The 19347-nt window shown below is 39.3% G+C and carries 12 protein-coding genes; 9 read left to right on the top strand and 3 right to left on the bottom strand.

Features of this window, described 5'->3' with window-relative positions; genetic code table 11:
• The first annotated feature begins 88 nt into the window (after positions 1 to 88).
• Complete coding sequence (locus EHQ58_RS05020; protein ID WP_167883537.1) at positions 89 to 1387, top strand: adenylate/guanylate cyclase domain-containing protein; 1299 nt, start codon at positions 89 to 91, stop codon at positions 1385 to 1387.
• On the opposite strand, the gene EHQ58_RS05015 is transcribed toward EHQ58_RS05020, so the two are convergent.
• Positions 1380 to 1829, bottom strand: coding sequence for a hypothetical protein (locus tag EHQ58_RS05015; protein ID WP_135622762.1), 450 nt, complete (start codon positions 1827 to 1829; stop codon positions 1380 to 1382). The genes EHQ58_RS05020 and EHQ58_RS05015 overlap by 8 nt on opposite strands.
• 181 nt (positions 1830 to 2010) lie before the next feature.
• Between EHQ58_RS05015 and EHQ58_RS05010 the strand changes: the two genes are divergently transcribed.
• The 5 genes from EHQ58_RS05010 to EHQ58_RS04990 are packed head-to-tail and all read left to right on the top strand — an operon-like array spanning position 2011 to position 8245.
• Positions 2011 to 2976, top strand: a complete 966-nt coding sequence (locus EHQ58_RS05010) for a YheT family hydrolase (protein WP_135622761.1) — start codon at positions 2011 to 2013, stop codon at positions 2974 to 2976.
• Between the two features lie 7 nt (positions 2977 to 2983).
• On the top strand, positions 2984 to 4465 hold the full coding sequence (locus EHQ58_RS05005) for a hypothetical protein (protein WP_135622760.1): 1482 nt from the start codon (positions 2984 to 2986) through the stop codon (positions 4463 to 4465).
• Positions 4462 to 6264, top strand: a complete 1803-nt coding sequence (locus tag EHQ58_RS05000) for a hypothetical protein (protein ID WP_135622759.1) — start codon at positions 4462 to 4464, stop codon at positions 6262 to 6264. Before EHQ58_RS05005 ends, EHQ58_RS05000 begins: the two co-directional genes overlap by 4 nt.
• A gap of 26 nt (positions 6265 to 6290) precedes the next feature.
• A complete protein-coding gene (gene dgcR, locus EHQ58_RS04995) occupies positions 6291 to 7187 on the top strand; it encodes a diguanylate cyclase DgcR (protein WP_135622758.1) in 897 nt (298 codons plus the stop codon).
• The gene (locus EHQ58_RS04990; protein ID WP_210412778.1) at positions 7184 to 8245 is read left to right on the top strand and encodes a serine/threonine protein kinase; all 1062 of its coding nucleotides are present in this window, start codon (positions 7184 to 7186) and stop codon (positions 8243 to 8245) included. Before dgcR ends, EHQ58_RS04990 begins: the two co-directional genes overlap by 4 nt.
• On the opposite strand, the gene EHQ58_RS04985 is transcribed toward EHQ58_RS04990, so the two are convergent.
• Positions 8242 to 9708, bottom strand: a complete 1467-nt coding sequence (locus tag EHQ58_RS04985) for a flavin-containing monooxygenase (RefSeq protein WP_135622756.1) — start codon at positions 9706 to 9708, stop codon at positions 8242 to 8244. The genes EHQ58_RS04990 and EHQ58_RS04985 overlap by 4 nt on opposite strands.
• Before the next feature lie 137 nt (positions 9709 to 9845).
• On the opposite strand from EHQ58_RS04985, the gene EHQ58_RS04980 reads away from it, so the two are divergent.
• Genes EHQ58_RS04980 through EHQ58_RS04970 form a run of 3 tightly spaced genes read left to right on the top strand, consistent with a single transcriptional unit; the run spans position 9846 to position 13467 of the window.
• A complete protein-coding gene (locus EHQ58_RS04980) occupies positions 9846 to 11096 on the top strand; it encodes a SpoIIE family protein phosphatase (RefSeq protein WP_135622755.1) in 1251 nt (416 codons plus the stop codon).
• A gap of 5 nt (positions 11097 to 11101) precedes the next feature.
• Positions 11102 to 13042: a sensor histidine kinase gene (locus tag EHQ58_RS04975; RefSeq protein ID WP_135622754.1), complete on the top strand. Its 1941-nt coding sequence runs from the start codon at positions 11102 to 11104 to the stop codon at positions 13040 to 13042.
• The gene (locus EHQ58_RS04970) at positions 13039 to 13467 is read left to right on the top strand and encodes a response regulator (RefSeq protein WP_210412777.1); all 429 of its coding nucleotides are present in this window, start codon (positions 13039 to 13041) and stop codon (positions 13465 to 13467) included. The genes EHQ58_RS04975 and EHQ58_RS04970 overlap by 4 nt, the downstream gene beginning before the upstream one ends.
• A 189-nt stretch (positions 13468 to 13656) precedes the next feature.
• On the opposite strand, the gene EHQ58_RS04965 is transcribed toward EHQ58_RS04970, so the two are convergent.
• Positions 13657 to 19320 carry an AAA family ATPase gene (locus EHQ58_RS04965; protein WP_135622753.1) on the bottom strand — a complete coding sequence of 1888 codons (5664 nt, stop codon included), beginning with the start codon at positions 19318 to 19320 and terminating at the stop codon, positions 13657 to 13659.
• Positions 19321 to 19347: the final 27 nt, after the last annotated feature.

The raw sequence follows: 19347 nt of genomic DNA, 5'->3' as shown, positions 1-19347 counted from the left end.
TAGGACATTTTTATGCTTTCTTTTGTTTATTTTGGAAAAAATACAAAAAATGTTTATCTATATTTGAAATCGTATTAAGATGAGCAGAATGGCAGAAGATATCGAAAGTTCCTTTGATTCGGCATTCTCTAGAGAAATACTTCGTTCAGAAGTGAGACGGGCATCTGTTTTAGTCTTTATTTTTATCGTGGGAGCGATGACGTTTCTCTTACAACCGATCTTATTTCCCGCTATTTTTAAAATCATCTACAGCGAAGGATTTCCGATCTGGCTCCCACCTGCCTATTTTCTTCTGATCGCAACCTACGCCTTCTTGCTCAGAATGTATTTCAAACGTACGATCAGACTAGGCTTGGGCATCAATCCTCTTGTAAGGTATGGCAGTGCCTTTGTAGAAGCTACGATTCCCACTCTCGCCATCTTTGAACTCGGAGCGAATGCCCACAATTCGATTGAAGCATTAGATGCACCTCCGAGTTTTGTTTACTTTTTGTTTATCATCATCTCTACGCTTCGACTGGAAGAACGGATGTCGATTTTCTCAGGCATTGTATCATCGATTCAGTATGTTTGCTTATTCCTATATTTTAAAACATTTTCCTTTAATGCCTTACCAGCAACGCTCGTGGAAAATGACGCCTTATTTTACGCCAAGGCGTTTATCTTATTAGGTTCTGGGTTTGTTGCAGGGTTTGTAACCAGACAAATTAAAAGAGCTGTCAGTAGTAGTTTCCGACATGAAGTCGATAAAAATCAAATACGAGCACTTTTCGGGCAACATGTTTCCCCAGAAGTTGTGAACCAATTGCTTGAGCAAAAGGATGAGTGGGAAGGAGAGACCCGTCACGTTTGTATGTTGTTTTTTGACATCCGAAATTTTACACAGTTTTCTGAGTCACAATCTCCAACAAATTTGATCCAATTCCTGAATACAGTTTTTACATCTTCCATCGAATGCGTTAACTCGAACGGAGGGATCATCAATAAATTTTTGGGGGATGGCTTTATGGCGGTATTTGGAGCGCCGGTATCCGATGGGCGAGATGTTCATAATGCAATCAAGGCAGCGGAGAAGATTAAAATTACACTCGATGGTTTAATATCTGCAGGCAAGCTTCCCAAAATTGGATTCGGTATGGGTTTGCATGCGGGCAATGCGGTAACGGGAAATGTCGGATCGAACGAACGCAAAGAGTATACCATCATTGGAGATGTTGTCAATCTTGCTGCACGGATTGAGCAATTGAATAAACAATTTGAAACAGAAATCCTAGTCTCTGAAGAAGTTGTGAATCAAAATACCGAACAAAAAGAACGCTATCATCTTTTGGGTGATGTAATGATCAAAGGAAAATCACAGCCGGTTAAGATTTTTAAATTTATTTAACCTTTAAGATATCTTGTTGTAATGCGGAACGTCCCCCTGGATAAATCACAGAATACAAACATTGGCAACTTGCCCAATCAGTGCCACCAAACATCGAATCCTTGGGGCCAGGCTGGCATTCCAAAAGAACCGGTGTAATGCGATACGTTGCGATCTGTTTTCCCAGTTCACGTAACTCAGATTCACTTAAAGTCTGTTTTTCTGCATCCACTAGAAACTTTGAGATTTTTGGCGAGGTAGATATGCTTTTTGCCGCATCGATACAAGTTCTTTGTTTCATGGACACGCTATCAGTTGCGACTGCTTTCTCGCTCGCTTTTGCAGATATCCCGGCATAAAAAATATCATTCCCATCAGAGACCTTCCATTCGCTCGTATAAGGTTTAAATGTGGAAGCACAGGAAAGTGAGAGTAAGGCGAGAATCAGAAATTTTGTATTCACATATCAGATTTTGGTTGGAGACCGAAAAGAAGTCAATTTGGATTCGATGGGTTTCGGAGTCAGTAAGACTCTGTGATTACAGATTATTTTCTGCGATTGCGGATACTTCTTTTCAAAGATCATTGGATCCGTAAATTGGTAGTATGCAAAAAGGATCAATGATTCAATTCATAACAGGAACATGACCTCGTTTAAACCAATTCCGATTCTTTCTGGTGCCATGGCGCAATCCATCCTTGCCTCATGGAAATCAAAAAAGGACAAACAATACCAATTCCTACATGATGTTAAATGGCATTTGGTAAAGACGAAGGGTGGAGTCTCGCTTCTTTCTGCCCTTAGCAATGTTACCAACCCAAAGGGGATTCTTATCCTTTTGCATGGTTGGGAGGGAAGTATCGATTCCAGTTATATGGTTCGTACCACACGTCATTTTCTTGCCAAAGGGTTTTCCGTGTACCGCTTAAACCTCAGGGATCATGGTGGAACACACCATTTGAATGAAGGGATTTTCAATGGTAGTTTGTTGCAAGAAACATATGAAGCAGTTTATTCTCTTGCACAATTAAATGAAACGAATCAGCCAATTTACCTAGCAGGATTTTCGTTAGGTGCCAATTTCGTTTTGAGAATCGCAAAAAAAAGTTCACTTGCAAAAAAGGCAGATAAAATTCCAAATTTGAAACATTGTTTTTCGATTAGTCCTCCTCTCGACCCAATGGCAGCAACTTTAAAAATGGACAGTCATCCCGTACTCAGAGATTATTTCCTGAAAGCATGGATCTCCTCACTTCGGAAGAAAGAAAAGTTATTTCCACATCTTTATAAGTTTCCAAATTTTAAAAAATATAAAACTGTCATGCAACTGACAGAGACTATGATTTTAGATTATTCCGAGTTTCTATCTGTAAAGGATTACTTCCAGACCTACACGCTAAGCAAAGATTTTTTTGAAAAAATCAAAATACCAGTCACGATCTTAACCTCTGAGGATGATCCTGTGATTCCGGTAGAAGATTTTTATCAGATAAAAAGTCAGCCTTATGTGGATGTGGTGATCGAAAGTAAAGGCGGACACTGTGGATTTATCGAAGACAAAGATCGGACATCTTTTTACTGGCGTTTGATGACGAGAAAAATGAATTGAGGGAAGTATGCAAAAACTTTATTTTAAAATATTACTGCTGATAGTTGGACTGCTGGTTGTGTTCTGTCAATCTCCAAAAGCGGATAAAATTGTAGGGGAGTCAGTTACGGCAAAAGATGCAAAACCCCAGTCCTTCCAAAAAATAGCACCTTTGACAACCAATGCCTTGGGTGCCAGGAAGAATCTAGACGAGAACGGTTGGCTTCTGATACCACCAGGAAGCAAGTCAGTCGAGGAGGTATTCGAATCTGGCAGAATGAGCTCAAAGGTCGCACGTGCCATGGTATTTGACAATATGAAGAATCGGACGGTTGATTTGCCATCGGATATGCTTATGACGATGAAGAAGATCAATCACGAGGCCTCAAATCTTCGTAGTTCAGGAACTCAAAATTCAAAAGATATCTATGAATTTTCCTACCAACTTGCAGCTAACGAATGGGAGTTATCCAGGGAATTGAATGGGAAGGCTGCCAATAGCTTCATCGACGGGTATATGTATCTCGGAGAGAGAGATGCTGAGGATAAAAAACAACTTCTTGCCACCTGGAATGATGTGAATCAGGGTAGAGGAGAATTGTCAGGAAATATCAATGATATCTTTATTGATACCATCTGGAAAAATCAAAACAAGCTTACAAATGTATGGCGAACAAGCTTCAATAAAAGTGTAAAGAGTTTTGTGGAAGAATACGATGAATCGGGTACTCGAGACAATGCTCTGATTGCGATGTGGGATATTTTTCAAGGATATACAATCGCCGTAAAAGAAATTCTAGTCAGTCCACTCTTTAACACCACGACAGCCGTGGGCGAGACTTTAGTCGTAGGTGGCGTATTTGTCCCCGTTTCACATTTAACTACCTTCTCAGGACAGGCACTGATCACTACTGGAATGGTCGTTTATTATCCAACCAAACTAGGCTATCGTATCATTTCCCCTACATTGGAAGCTGGATTTCTAGGGACTATGGGGATTGCGACCCTTTCTACCACAGCACCCACGGTGATTGGCGGCACTGGCATTTCAGCATTTAACCAAGTAACTACGATGGCTGCTGGATATGGGGGAGAGGCTGTAACACAAACCGGTGGGGTAGCCTACGAAAGTACTGCGTATGCAACGGGTCTCGTGTATGATTTTGGGAAAGGTAGCGCGGAAGCAAGCGTCTATGCTTTAAAATCTGGTGTCATTTTGAGTTATACGGCACTCACCGTCATTCCTGCGCATCTCCTACTAACAGTTCCTGATGGGACCGTCTTTCTTGCGTATGATGGTCCGCGAGTTGTGATTGCTGTGGCTCGGGGTAATTATTCTGGCTTTGATGATCTGCCCACTGGAACCATCATCAATTTGGAAAAAGCAAAAAAAGAAGGTAAAGTGCAAATCCTTTCTACAGATAAAGAGCTCATCAAAAAAGTGATTGCTGCTGAGATCAAGGATAAAGAGGAAGAATTGAAAAGAAAACAAACAGGAGAGAGAAAATGAGATACTCTGAATCCATCCCTTACCAAGCAATACTGTTTTGTTTTTTCATACTGACATCTATCTCTTGTTCGTCGACGGCGAAAGACAAAGATGACCCACTGAAAAATTCTAAAAAGCTAATCGGTGAAGGACATAAGTCTTTGTATTTTCAAGGGGCCGTACCTCTAGCAGGTACGAGTATCAAATTTATCCCTCCCATGGAAGAAGGAGAAATTTTTCTTCTTGGACGACGTGTGGGTTTCGCAAAACAAGAATTTTCTAAAGCCTTCCAGAAAGCAAAAGAATCTGTGATCGTTGTAAAAGAAGGAACGAAGACAAGTTGGTCTTATGCAGAGAATGTTTCGGAGTCAGGAAACGATGCAGTCAGTTATTTACAAGATTCGGCGACTCTTCCGGGAATTTATATCATGTACGTTTCCAACGCAAAAGCCTATGGGTTGATAGGTGGATCTTTCGAAGCAGGGAAAAAAGCGCATGCCGACGTGATTAAAAATAGCGAACAGTTGCGTAAAGATTGGGATGCTTGGGCCGAAGACCGTTTTAAAGACGCTGAACAAAAAGAAAAGTCTCCCGAATTTAAAGCACGCATGAAATCCTATAATCAAACTTTTAAAGATTCCTTTGAATCCTTTGTGATTGGTTATGTGGACATGGACGAGTCCTTAAAATCTGCATGGGAAGATTCTTACGAAGAGATTGAGGGTGGAACTTATAAAAATTCTTTTTCGACAGTGACTGACATTCGAAATGATATTTCCAATGGAATCTCCGATTTGTGGACAGAAACCATTTTCAATTATGGAAATACTGCCAAAAACGAATTAAAAAGTGCAGGCAAAGACATAGAATCCATCGCAGATGGGGAGGGTTTGTCATTCTCACTATTAAAGGCTTTCGCCAAAACGACAAAGGCAATTTTTTATGATTCAATCATTGCTCCAATAGGTAAAATTGGTATTCTTTCCGTCGGCTATATAGCCGTGAATACCGTTGTTTATCCTGCAGCTGTCATTACCGTCGGAGCCACCACGGGAGTGTATGTATTGGCTGAAACGATTACCGTTGCAGGTAAAGGTACTGTTTATATTGTCGCACCCAACGTAAAATTGGCGCTAGGTGCCCTTTTGGGTAGCACTGAGATTGTACTTGGCGAATCATATGAATCGTTAAAAGCAGGCGGCAATGCCTCCTCCTATGTAGCTAGAAAAACATCCAAGTATAGTACCAAAGGAGCCAGCATTCTAACCGAAAAATCTGGTAAGTATCTGCTGGCACCGATTTCATTGATCGGTGTGACCACGACCCAATCCATTTTAGGTGGTGGCCTTGCTGTGACTGGGACAACAGCAGGCGGCGCCATAACCGCAACTTCAGCGGGTGTTCAAACGACGACTTACGTAGGAACCAAAGCAGCTTCAGCCACAGTGGGAACCGTTGGAACCGTTGCCTCCTTTGGTACGGGAACTGCTTTCGGAATCTATTATCTTGCAAAATCTGCTGGCATTCCTGTGGGAGTTGGCCTCGGTTCAGGAGTCGTTGCCAGCTATGAAGTGATTTCACAGCTTTCCGCCCATTCCATTCTTGCCGTCGCCGATTGTTCCTATCTCGTTCTTTCCTTAGAGGGAGGAAAATGGGTTGTGTACGGGGTAAAAGATGTTACCAATAAGGCCGATGGTCTTCTATCAGGCGCGGTGGTCGATTTGGACCAAATTCGTAAGGAAGGCGGGACTGTTGTTCGTGTGCCGATGGAAGAAGGCGAAGCAGATCGAATTCTCGATGCGAAAAAAAAGAAAAAGTAAATTAAGTTAGGTTAAAATCTTTCTGCATGGCACACAAAAAAATTCTCATCATCGAAGATTCGGATATCCAATCACGTATTTTAGAGAGATGGGTCACAAAATATGGTTACTTGGCTGTCAGTGCTCCAAGTGCAGGCCACGCCCGGATGATCATTGCAAGAGAGAAAATAGACGTAGTACTACTCGACTGGGAGCTACCTGACGGAACCGGCATTGAACTGATCAATGAGATTTTATCTTTTTCTCCTTCGGGTTGGTTGCCCATCATTATGGTAACAAGCCATACCGATTCTAGCCAAATCAAAGAAGCCATTGAAGCTGGTGCCACGGACTTTATCCGCAAGCCTGCTGACGAGGTAGAATTATTGGCTAGGATTTTTAGTGCCCTGCGAATAAAATCTCTCCAAGATCGCCTTCTTGAATCATCTCATCAAGATCCCTTAACCAGTTTATATAACAGACGCTATATGTCTGAAAGAATCGAACAAGAATTTCAGCGGTGTAAGCGTCACGACCGTCCGATTGCTCTCGCGATGATTGATATCGATTTTTTTAAAAATGTAAATGATACCTATGGTCACGATGTGGGTGATACGGTACTGCGCCTGCTTGCCAAGGAACTAAAATTGCAACTTCGCAAGTCTGATATCGTTTCCAGGTATGGTGGGGAAGAATTTGTCATCCTTCTTCCAGAAACTTCATTAGAAAATGCGCATTTGGTTTTAGATAAAATTAGAAACCAAATATCAAAGATCTTGATTCCCACTGACAAGAACGCCTCTTTTTCTATCACATTTAGTGGTGGCATCGCAGGAGGTAGGCTCTCTCCAGAAATTACGCCGGCAGATGCGTTAAAAATTGCAGATAAAAATCTATATGAAGCGAAACTTTCAGGTAGAAATCAAATTGTGTCTAAAACGTGAATAATCTTGCTTCTTTTAATCATTTAAACCCAGATAGCATTCTGAAATCAATGGAATCCATTGGTTTTGAACCGACTGGCAGATGCGTCCCTTTAAATAGTGTAGAAAATCGTGTGTATGATATTGAAGTTGAGGATAAAACTCGTTATGTAACAAAATTCTATCGCCCAGGAAGATGGTCGAAAGAACAAATTCAGGAAGAGCATGATTTTTTATTTGAACTAAGAGATGCTGAAATTCCTGTACTCGCTCCAATCCAATTAGAGAAAGGGAAATCTATTTATGATTTCGAAAATCTAATGTTTGCTATATGGCCACTGAGAACCGGCCGCATCATTGAAGAAATTGCTGAATCTGACCTACAACAATTGGGAAGGTTACTTGGTCGGATCCATTCCGTCGGGAAAGCCAAGCAAACTAAATATCGTCCAAGGTTGGACATCCAAAACCATGCCCAAAAAGCACTCTCCCTCATCGAAGATGGAGGCTGGATCGCAAATCAAAATTTGCTCAAAAGGTACAAGGATGCAGCTCTCATTACATTTACAACTTATGAGAATCTGATCAATACCTACGCGATTCCCATGCAACGAATCCATGGTGATTGTCATAAGGGTAATCTATTACATTCAAAGGACGGGTTTTCCTTTCTGGATTTCGATGACTTCCTTGAAGGACCAGTGGTTCAAGATTTTTGGATGTTACTCCCGTTTGGTGGATCCAAAGAGCAATATGAACGCGAGCTTTTTTTTGAAGGTTACCAGGAGTTTGCAGAACTTTCGGATAATTGGCTGAAGCTCATTGAACCCTTGCGAGGGATTCGCTACATTCATTATGCGGCTTGGATTGCAAAAAGGTGGACGGATCCTTCCTTTCCGAATCTATTCCCTCACTTTGGCACCGAAGAGTATTGGTTAAACGAGACCTTGGATCTTGAAAAAATGGGTACTGCACTTCAGGAGTCCTCTGACCTTTACCCAGAGGAAAATTTCGATCAGAAAAAAGCTCCTAAAGAGGAGCTTTCCAATAAAGACTTTTTTTGGGATTGGGAAGGTTAAAAAGTTTTGATCGCGAAGTCTTTGTAATCTGGCGTTTTCATTTCTTTTTCCCACTGTTTCCAAGTGTATGGCCACATTGCAGGATCGCCATCTGCATCAAGATACCAACTATTACAGCCACCTAACCATACCGTTTTTCCCATTCCAGCTTTTAGATAGGCATTAAAATTCTTAAATGCATCTTCGGTAACGCTAAGTTCATCAAATTTCTTCTGTTGCCAATCACGAATCACCTGCATGAGATAATTCGCTTGTACCTCACTCATCGCAATCACTGAAAAATTACCAATAGGTGTATTAGGCCCGAGCATGAGAATAAAGTTCGGGAAAGAAGGAATGAACATGGATCTGTATGCTTGGATTTTTTTACTCCACACATCATCTATTTTCACTCCGTTTTCACCTGTTAAGTTCATTGGGCGCATGAAATTAAATGGGTGAAACCCTGTAGCCAGAACGAGGACATCTAATTGATGTATTTTTCCATCTTTAGTAACCACACCCTCGGGAGTAATTTTTTCAATGGCTTCTGTGACTAAATCGGCATTTGGCTTTTGGATGGCATCGTAAAATGTTGAATTCACAATGACTCTTTTACAACCAACACGGTAATTTGGAGTTAACTTTGCTCGTAAGATAGGATCCTTAACAGATTTTTTTAAATTCCGCTTACATAAAAAACTCATTAGAGCATGCGGAAGCTTTTTCCCAATCACTGCCTTCGAAAACGTTTGTTCGACGGCGATAGTATACAATGCATGTAAACGTTTTGCGACTGAGGGATTTTTCCTCCAATTTTCTCTGTCTTGATTCGAATAATGCTTATCAGGAACATTTACAATCCATTGAGGTGTTCTTTGAAAAACGGAAACCTTACTTCCTATTTTTATCATTTCGGGAATGACTTGCGCGGCTGTCGATCCCGTGCCGATAACACCGATTCGCTTTCCTTTCAATTCTATACTATGATCCCATTCAGCTGTATGGAAACATGCACCTTTAAAAGAAGCAAGGCCAGGTATATTTGGTTTTGCAGGGTGATGTAAAATCCCCGTTGCCGAAATCACGAAATCAACAGCTAGAGTGGTGTCTTTACTCGATTTGATAGTCCATTTTCCCTGTTGGTAAGTTGCAGAGATCACGGCTTCTCCAAATCGGATCTTCGGTGTTACCTTATATTTTTCGCTTACCTTCTTGAAGTATGCTTGAATTTCATTCCCTCTCGCAAAACGGTAGTTCCACTCCGGGTTTGGCTCAAAAGAATAGGTATACATTGGAGCTGGTATATCACAGGCAACACCCGGGTAGGTATTTTCCCGCCAAGTACCGCCTAGGTCGTCTTTCTTTTCAAAGAGGGTCACATCATCAATTCCTAGCTCCTGCAATTTGATACAAAGCAGGATGCCAGTCATACCGGCACCAATGATGGCGATCGAGGGTTTTCTGATTGGGGTTTCATTCATAAATCTTACAAAAGAACGTCGTTCCTTTTTTCCGTATTATGGCAAAAATGTAACTTTTCTGTGTTTTCTTACAAGGAAATTTTTTTCTACGTGCAAAATATTTCGATATAGAAGGAAAATCGTGCATAGGGAAGGCTATGCCGATCAGTACAGATGACATATTTGAGCGGGACCAGGAAGTTCTCAGGGCCGAATTAGAGGAATTACGCTACCAGATTCTGTTACAAAATGTCCAGTTAGATGACTTTTTTAATAACTCTCCCTGCGGTTATCTAAATCTCGATGAGCATGGGAGAATACAAACAGCAAATGTTACCCTATTGGATTGGCTTTGTTTTTCCAGAAAAGAACTTTTACAATGTCCTAATTTTCGCAATTTGATCGGACCAAGCTACCTACCTCAATTTGAAATCGATTTTAAAGCAATCAAAGAAGGCGGGACTACCAATAGCCAAGAAGTCACCTTACAAAAAAAAGATGGTAGTCAATTATTCGTGTATCTTTCCGGAAAAGTAGTCTCACCACCAGATGAGGCCATCGTGATTCGTTTTACCATATTTGATATTACAGAAAAGAAAATGATCGAGAAGGATCTGGCCCTTAAATCAAAAGAAATTTTAGCGCAAAACCAAATGATGGAACGAGATTTGTTACTCGCAGCCGGAATCCAAACAGCGATGTTACCTAAAAAAGGAGAAAACAAATTTATATCAACATTATACCTCCCCTTACATAAAGTAGGCGGAGATTTCTTTGATTTTATGCATTTCAAAGATAAAAATAAAATTGGAATTTTTATCAGTGATGTAGCAGGGCATGGTGTCGCTTCTGCATTCATCACGGCTATCATTAAAAGTACCTTACACAAAATGACAGAAGAGATTCTAGAAGACCCGGCACAGCTTCTCACTATATTAAACGATGTCATACTAAACTATTCTGAAGGTAGATTCGTGACGGCGTTATATTCCGTAATAGATTTTGAAAAAAAGGAAATGGATTGTGCACATGCAGGTCATCCATACCCGTATGTTTTTAAAATGGATAGTGTAACGGAGCTGAAGTTAAAATATAAAAGAAAACCATTGGGGATTTTGAGTTCCCAAATTCTCGCGAGTAAAGATTCTGCATTTAAAAGTGAGCGTATCTCACTTGCTGGGTGTTCTCGGATTCTATTTTTCACTGATGGACTACTCGAAGCATGTTCTGAACAGAAGGGTTTGCAATTCTATGAAGATATCCTGTATGATTACCTCATCGAACATCGTTCCGAAACCAGTGAGGCCTTGATCTCCGGTATTTTTTCTGATCTAATGGAATTTCTAGAAGATTCCGTTCTCAATGACGATGTCTGCTTAGTCTCTGTTGATTTGACTTCTGATCGGTAGCTTCAGTGAGCATCAAACGCTTATTCTATTTCATTTTCTCATTTAATATTTTTTTATTAATACTACTGGGTGTTCTTGCGATTACGCTCTTCCAAGTGCAGTCTTTTCTGGCAGCCAGTCAAGAAACACGATTGAAATCCATTAAGCTTGCTGATGAACTGAGGCAAAGTTCAGACGACCTAACGCGCTTTGCACGAACCTATGTGGTCACTGGCAATGAGTTTTATGAACAGATTTTTAATGAAATATTGGCCATCCGAAATGGAGAAAAGGAACGTCCAGAAAATTATGACCGAATTTATTGGGATTTCATTCTAGCTCCTTCAGATCGTAAGCCATTGCCAGGACATAAAAGTTCTCTTCAATCGCGAATGATTGAAGCTGGTTTTACGGAAGAAGAGTTTAAAAAACTGAAAACAGCACAATTCAATTCTGATGAACTTGTAAATCTTGAAAATATTGCCTTGAATGCGATCAAGGGGAAGTATAAAGATTCCAATGGGCAGTTTACAATCAATGGAAAACCAAACAGGGAATATGCGATTTCACTGATGCATGGCAGTGAATATCATAAATCGAAAAAAGAAATCATGGAACCTATCGATGAATTTTTTCAATTGCTTGAAAAAAGAACAAATGATAATGTGCGCCAATACGAAAGTTACAGTATCTATTTAATTATTAGCATGTTCCTTGTGATAGTGAGTCTTATCGGATCACTTTCTTTTTCTTACATTGTTATCAAAGAAAAAGTGAGTGATCCGATCTCAGAACTAACTTCCATTGCTCATGAAATTGCAAATCAAAACTGGGAAGTTATGATTGGCTACCAATCGAATGACGAAATCGGAAGATTAGCAAATGCCTTTAGAGTCTTAAAAGATAAAATTTCTATACTTATTTCTGATATAAATGAATCAAATCAAAACTTGTTGCAATCAAATCAAAATCTATCGCAGGCTTTAGAGGACCTCAAAGCTGCTGAAACCCAGTTGATTCACTCGGAAAAAATGTCGACACTTGGTCAATTGGTTGCTGGCATTGCGCATGAAATCAATACGCCTCTGGGTACGATTCGTACTGCTATCTCGAATGTAGAGGATGCATTGTCCTTCGTTTTGTCGTTTCCGACGGAAACACTTTCTCCTCATGCTAAGTATGTCATACAAAGTAACTTAGAGAAAACTCCAGCACAGAAAATTTTCTTTCTTTCTAGCAGAGAAAGGCGTCAGAAAAAGAAAGAAATCGCAGAAAGTTTGGAAAAAGAGAGGATCGAAAATTCCGACCATATAGCGGATCTTATACTAGACTTTGATTTATCATTTCCTTTGGAGTCATGGATCCGTTTGCTGCACGAAGAAAACGGCAGTTTGGTGATAGAATACATTCATAAAATTTCGAGATTACAAACCAATGCTAGAAATATCGAAAATTCTGTTGAAAAAGCATCGAAAATTGTATTTGCCTTAAAAAGCTATTCGCATCGCGACAACTCTGGTGAGAAAATAACGGTGAACTTAGCAGAAAACATTGAGACTGTTCTTGTGATTTACAAAAGTCTTCTAAAATCCGAAATCGAAGTGACAAAAAATTTTACTTATGACGTTGATATCAAAGCTTTCCCTGATGAACTGAGTCAAGTTTGGACAAATCTAATCCACAATTCTGCTCAGGCGATCGAAGGAAATGGTGAAATCTTGATTTCAATCGAGAAAGATGCTTCACCTAACTTTGTCAAAGTTTCGATTCGAGATACAGGTAAAGGCATAAGTGCCGAAGACGGCGATAAAATTTTTGATCCATTCTTTACGACAAAAATCCGCGGTGAAGGTACAGGCTTGGGACTCGGCATTGTAAAAAAAATCATTGAAAAGCATCAGGGAGAGATTTACTTTCAATCAGAGGTTGGTGTTGGCACAACCTTTCATGTGAGGCTGCCTGTTTGAACGAAGATCGTAAACTGATGTTTCTATGCGTGGATGACGAAGTCTCCGTTCTCGAGAGCCTGAAAGAACAGCTCCGGAATGCTTTTGGGAATTCATTTATCTACGAAACGGCAGAATCAGCGGCTGAGGCCATAGACATCATAGATGATACCTTGGATCCGAACCATTCGATAGTCATCGTTGTCAGCGACTGGCTGATGCCTGGAATGAAGGGTGATGAGTTTATGATCCACCTTGAGCTCAATTTTCCAAACATCCGAAAGATCCTTCTCACAGGCCAAGTCGATCCCATTTCCCTAGAACGGGCAAAACGGGTCGGTCGAGTCGACCATGTCATTACGAAACCCTGGAAGAAAGACCATCTCATTTCGGTCATTCGTGAGCTTCAAGTCGTTCCGACAATTCCTGGCAGTCAATCGGAGTAGATTTTAGATGATGCAACGATCAGCGTTTGCAGTAGATGATTACATGATGCAATATGCAGCTTCCCATAATCAATCTTATGTCACATGATCGTGATTCCCGAAATGTGTGAAAAGCCACATCGGTAACACTTTGAACAACCCACATGGGTTTCAAAATGACTCATCCATTCTAGGAAAAAGCAAATGTGGCTAGTGTAAACGCAAAGTCTCTCTGGCTTTTTGCAGGCGACCATCATCCTGAATTGTCATAATGGCAAACGATAGAATTTCATTGGCTCGAGCGTTTTTCCCGATCTCTACATAACAATGGACCAAATTTAAGATATTGGAAAGATGATCCGGAATGCGAAGGCGCAATTTTTCTCCGAAATCGATGGCCCTTTCCCATTGTCCCAATTTCGTCAAAGCATAGGAAAGTTCAAATAAATACAAACTTTCATGAGGGTACTTATCGATCATTTCTTGTGCCAAAGCAAGAACACCATGGAAATCGGAATTCTCCTTAAGAGACTCGATCTGTTTAAAAACTTTACTATGATCGAAATCATATGAGGAGATGACGGGACCCTTCCAAATTATTTTTAAAAAGGAAAGATCATCAATAATTTTCCCCGAATTCAAAGTAAGTTCATATAGCTTTTGCAAATCTGAATCAGATGCTTCGACATTCCGCAGAAACATATTTTCATCATCATTAAAAATATCAAATCCGTCTGGATCTGTTCCAATGATGAGATCATCTCTCCCGTCGGAGCCTAGGAGGATGCGATCTCCAGGAAATAGAGCGATTACATTTAAAGAAATACTTACGGTAGGATCTTCATGCCCCAATTTTGGCAATTCATTTGACCTTCTGATATACTCTCCCTTGCCTTGTCTATAGAGAAGTAAATCAGGATGACTTACATTCATAAAATATAAAGTTCCCATTTCATCATCTACTAGGCCGAAGATTGCTGACATGAGCATGGTTCCATCGAAGCTTGCAAAGGCATTTTGCATTTCAAGATAGGCATTTTTAATCCACCTTTCGGGATAAATATTGAGTCCGTAGTCCGAAAAGTTCGTACGTTGGATAATGGATTTGAAGATCGTTCCGATCACGAGAACTCCACCTGCTCCTTGTACTGATTTACCCATAGCATCTCCGTTCAAAAAAACAGTGTAGCTACGACCAGCTATTTTCATATTATCGGATATATTGATGTCACCACCTAACTCATAATCATTTCCTCGAAACTGAAACGTTTTTTTCTGCTTTAAAAAAAACTCTACTTCGACATGTTTACTGCTAGCATTATTTAAACCAAGTGGTTCAACGAGAAGTGTATTCAAATAATAATCCATGTCTTGCTGTTCTTTCAGCGAGCTAACAGCCACTAAGGCATCGTTTAAATTTTTCGTTCTTTCTTTTACATTTTCTTCCAAATTTGCAAAAAGTAGTGAATTTTCAACGCTCATACCTATCTGAGCAGATAATACTTTTAATACTTCGACTCTCTCTTCGGTGAAAGCCGACTTTAGTAAATTGTTCTCTAGATAAATAATGCCAATGAAATTACCGTGATTAATGATCGGATAGCAGAGAACTGATTTTGAATTGTTCGATTCTACATAAGGATCGCTGACAAACATTCCTGAATTTTTTGCATCATCTAACAATACCAGACGTTTAGTTCTAATTACAAAATTGATGATGTTGATCGGAAATTTCTCACTTTCAATGAGTGGTAAGCCTTGTAATGTCACGATTTCATCACGATTAAAATTGCCGACTGCTTCGATGCGCCAACCTTCATTTCTGTTGAGAAGGAACATACCAGATTCAGCACCTGCATTTTCGAAGAGTATCTTCATCATAGTTTCCAAGAGATTACTTAATTGGATCTCGCTTGAAATCGCTTGGGATGCTTTGATAACGCTTACTAAATCAAACTGGTTCGTGTTTGAAGATTGACTTGCCAGCATTGTATGTTTTATGTCTGGTTTAACCGCACTTTGGTCAGTTTCTAAAAATCGGCTCTTATTTTTCTCGAAAGTTACGTTCAATTGCTCTGCTTTAATCTTACATCCCCATTTCGCATAACAATACTTGGCATCTGTTAAATGAAGCCTAGCATATGCCTCCTCACCTCTGGTTTCCCAAATTCGGGCAATCCATTCATTTGCAATTGCTTCTTCTAATACAAATTCATACTTCCTTGCGATCTCGACCGATTTTTTTAATTTAGAAATGGCAAACATTCCATCTCCATTGATTAGAAAAATCAGAGCATCACAGAGTAAATATTTAGCTCCGTAACTTGCTTCAGATTGCGAGGACCAAACTTTCAATCGCTTCAAATTCTTTTGCAATCGCTTCTTAAAAAGTTTTTTCTCCTTTGCGGTCCCGTCCTGATAGAGAGAGACTATAATCAAAGAGTTAAAGAAGACATGTTCGGGAACAAACATCATGCCCATCATAGCTACTTCATAAGGATCTGCTTTGAAAGAATATTCCAAAGCTTTCTTTTTATCGCCGAAAAAATACTCTAATCTCGATTTCGTTAGAAAGTAATCAAATAAAGCATTGGCGTTGTTCGCTTGTATCCATTCGGGGAGTACTTCTTCTTCCCTAAAATATTCCCCTCTCAAAGCGAGACGATCTTCCACATCTTCGGACAAATTCTGAATGAATTGTTTATTCATTTGGAAAAGTTGATACGCGTTGTATTGTTTTAGATTCTGAAAAAGTTTATCATATTTATTGAAACTATCTCTAACTTCAATTAAATTCTGTCGCATGAGTAACTTTTGAAAATGCATATTATTGATCGCATAGGATGTATATTGAAGATCTCCTGATTCCCGACCACTTGCTATTGATTTTAAGTACTCAGATTCCCCTTCCCTTGGATGCACCTTCCAATGGCTTACCATAGTCGCAAAAATAAAACGAGTTTTACATTCCACAGATTTTGCTTCTTCTTGAAACTTAGAAAGGAGACGTAATCCTAAACGCGCAAATTCATAACCTGCTGAATAATCACCGAGGCCAGAGCCTTGTACCACTCCAAACAAAACATAGGCGAAAGCACCGAAAGGAGAATTCCCTTTTCGAAGAGATAGATTGACCATCTTGAGTATGATTACCGGAAACAATGCAGGTTGAGTAATGAATGCGGGCGGAATTGCAGAATTTAATAAATGTAATATGGTATTTGCATCAGTATCTTTTAGCAAAGGTGCATCGTAGAGACTATCGATCGATCTTTTGCCAAATTTGAATTTGAATTTTATGATTTCGGGAAGGGGTGACAACTCACTTGGATTAGATGGCAAGCGAATTCCTAAAGTTTTAACCGCTTTTTTAAAAATATCCAGAGCATCGTCCATTCGGTTTTGACTTACATACAGACTAGATTTTAAATCATACACTACAATCTTATCAGATGCACCTTTAGCTTTTAACAAAATTATATTGAAAATTTCTTCCGCTGCAGAATAGTTTTTACTTAAATATTCTGCTTTCGCCAAGTTCCCATATAAATCCAATGTTTGTTGGTAATCACTCTCCCAAGAGGATTCTAAAATATTTCGAGTAGCCATATTGAAAAACCCGGCCGCAGCATCATGCGCATTTGAAGCCAATGCTTTTTTACCTGCCAGGATGTTAAACTCGATATGACGTCTTATTTCTTCATCCGTTTTAATATGAGAAATACCTTGGTTTAACTGATTGACGATTGTAAATATGTGATCATCTAATTTATAACGATCTAAAAGACGAATGTATCCTTTGGCAATATTATAGTGATGTAAGGAACGGATCTCTTCGGAGACAAGGGAGTAAGCTGCCTCTCGAATCTTATCATGAATAAAATTTACTTCACTTTCGTTCTGTTTGAGATAACCTTCATTTGTTAAATTGATCAAAGCCCCTTTTACATCATAATCTGGTCGATTGATAATGTGAACAAAAACGTCTAATTTGAACCAGTTCCCTACGCAGGCAGCAAATTCTAAAATTTCCAAGTGATCAGGAGAAAGATCCTGTATCTTTTCGATCATGAAATCAATCACATTCTCAGCAATTTTTTCATTTTCAATTTTTGAAAGATAGATCTTCCATTTGTTGTTCTCAAAATGAATCAGATCTTTTTCGAAATAATCGGAAAAGAGCGCATTGATAAAAAATGGATTTCCCTTCGTTTTCGATAAGAGGACATTTGCGATCTCTCGTGCCTCTTTTTCTTCACATGCAATGGTCTCGCTTACGAGGTTTTGAATATCTGAGCTTTTTATAGGTTCAAGAAAGATCTCTGAAAAGGAGTAACCCTGTTTTTTTAAATTTTCTAGCATCAGAGAAAAAGGATCACCAGCAAAGATCTCATTATCCCGATAGGAAAGAATTAATAATAAGTTTTTAATCTCCGTATTTAAAAGTATCCTCTGAATCAACTGTAAACTTGGCGCATCTGCCCACTGCAAATCATCCAAGAATATAACTAGCGGACGGTCATTTTTCCCGAGTGAACTTAAAAAATTTTGAAACACATCGTTAAATCGATTTTGCGATTCTTCGGTAGGCAGAGGAACGGTAGCTGGTTGCTCACCGAGTATGGATTCCAATTCTGGAATGAGATCAATGATTAACTTTGCATTATTGCCCAGACTTTTTAATAACGAAGTTCGCCATTTCTGAATGGAGCTTTCATTTTCTGTGAGTATCTGTTGGAATAAACTCTGAAAGCTCTGAGAAATCGCACGGTAAGGTATTGTTCTTTTTAAAAGATCAAATTTCCCTGAAATAAAGTATCCTCGAGATTCTGTAACAGGCTTTTTTATTTCATTTACAAGTGATGTTTTTCCAATGCCTGATTTTCCGGAAACTAACACCAGCGAGGTTTTTCCATTCGATACTTCTTTGAATTGAGTTAAGATTTGATTCAATTCTGTTTCTCGGCCATAAAGTTTCTCTGGTATTTGGAACCGACCCGAGAAGTCGTTTTCTCCGATGCTCATTTCAAAAGCCTTCAAACCGTCCAGGCCATTCTCTATTAAATGTTTCTTGCAAATTTCTAAATCATGGAGGATGCCATTAACACTCTGATATCTATTTTCAGGGTCTTTCTCCATTAACTTCATAATAATACTGGAGATCACTTTAGGAGTTCTATTTTTCTCATAAGGTGAAATCGGTGATTTAGCAATGTGTGCGTGAATTAATTCTAAAGGATCGTTATAAAGAAAAGGTACACTTCCAGTAAACATCTGATAAAAAGTCACACCGAGTGAGTAGAAATCAGTTCGATAATCAACCCTTCGATTCATCCGCCCCGTTTGTTCTGGAGAAATATAGGCAAGCGTCCCTTCCATGGAACTATGCATGCTTACGAATGTATTTTGTTTAGTGAGGCGGCTCGCGCTTCCGAAATCTATAATTTGAAGATCCCCGGTCAGATCATTATAGATAATATTTTGAATTTTTATGTCACGATGTACTAGTTCAGATTTATGTATTTCATTAAGTCCCTCTAAGGATTTTAAAAATATCTCAATCTTCTTTTCAATGGAAACACTTTCTGAAATGAAATTAGAAATAGACTTACCGCCGATATCGGCAAAAACAATTCCTAAGGTATTATTAATTTTCTCCAATGATATCGGAGAGATGATTCTCTTAGAATGAAAATTCAGTAAAATATTATATTCTATTGTGAAATTTTCTAATTCAGCAGAAGTTGGGTACTCTTTTTGTAATACTTTAAGGATGATGGGCAATCCATTTTGAAATCCACGATAGATCGTGTTTCTTGCACCTGCATGGATCAGTTCTAGATTTTGGCATCCACCAATAGCAAGCATACCCATTTTACCTCCTTTAAAGATTCAAATAGT

The sequence above is a fragment of the Leptospira ognonensis genome (assembly GCF_004770745.1).
Lineage (GTDB): Bacteria > Spirochaetota > Leptospiria > Leptospirales > Leptospiraceae > Leptospira_A > Leptospira_A ognonensis.
This window is presented reverse-complemented; position numbering and strand designations above follow the sequence as displayed.

What these genes read in the sequence shown, in the direction of transcription:
- EHQ58_RS05020 (WP_167883537.1), top strand. Translation starts at nt 89, where the DNA reads ATGGCAGAAGATATCGAAAGTTCCTTTGATTCGGCATTCTCTAGAGAA.
- EHQ58_RS05010 (WP_135622761.1), top strand. Translation starts at nt 2,011, where the DNA reads ATGACCTCGTTTAAACCAATTCCGATTCTTTCTGGTGCCATGGCGCAA.
- EHQ58_RS05005 (WP_135622760.1), top strand. Translation starts at nt 2,984, where the DNA reads ATGCAAAAACTTTATTTTAAAATATTACTGCTGATAGTTGGACTGCTG.
- EHQ58_RS05000 (WP_135622759.1), top strand. Translation starts at nt 4,462, where the DNA reads ATGAGATACTCTGAATCCATCCCTTACCAAGCAATACTGTTTTGTTTT.
- dgcR (WP_135622758.1), top strand. Translation starts at nt 6,291, where the DNA reads ATGGCACACAAAAAAATTCTCATCATCGAAGATTCGGATATCCAATCA.
- EHQ58_RS04985 (WP_135622756.1), bottom strand. Translation starts at nt 9,708, where the DNA reads ATGAATGAAACCCCAATCAGAAAACCCTCGATCGCCATCATTGGTGCC.
- EHQ58_RS04980 (WP_135622755.1), top strand. Translation starts at nt 9,846, where the DNA reads ATGCCGATCAGTACAGATGACATATTTGAGCGGGACCAGGAAGTTCTC.
- EHQ58_RS04965 (WP_135622753.1), bottom strand. Translation starts at nt 19,320, where the DNA reads ATGGGTATGCTTGCTATTGGTGGATGCCAAAATCTAGAACTGATCCAT.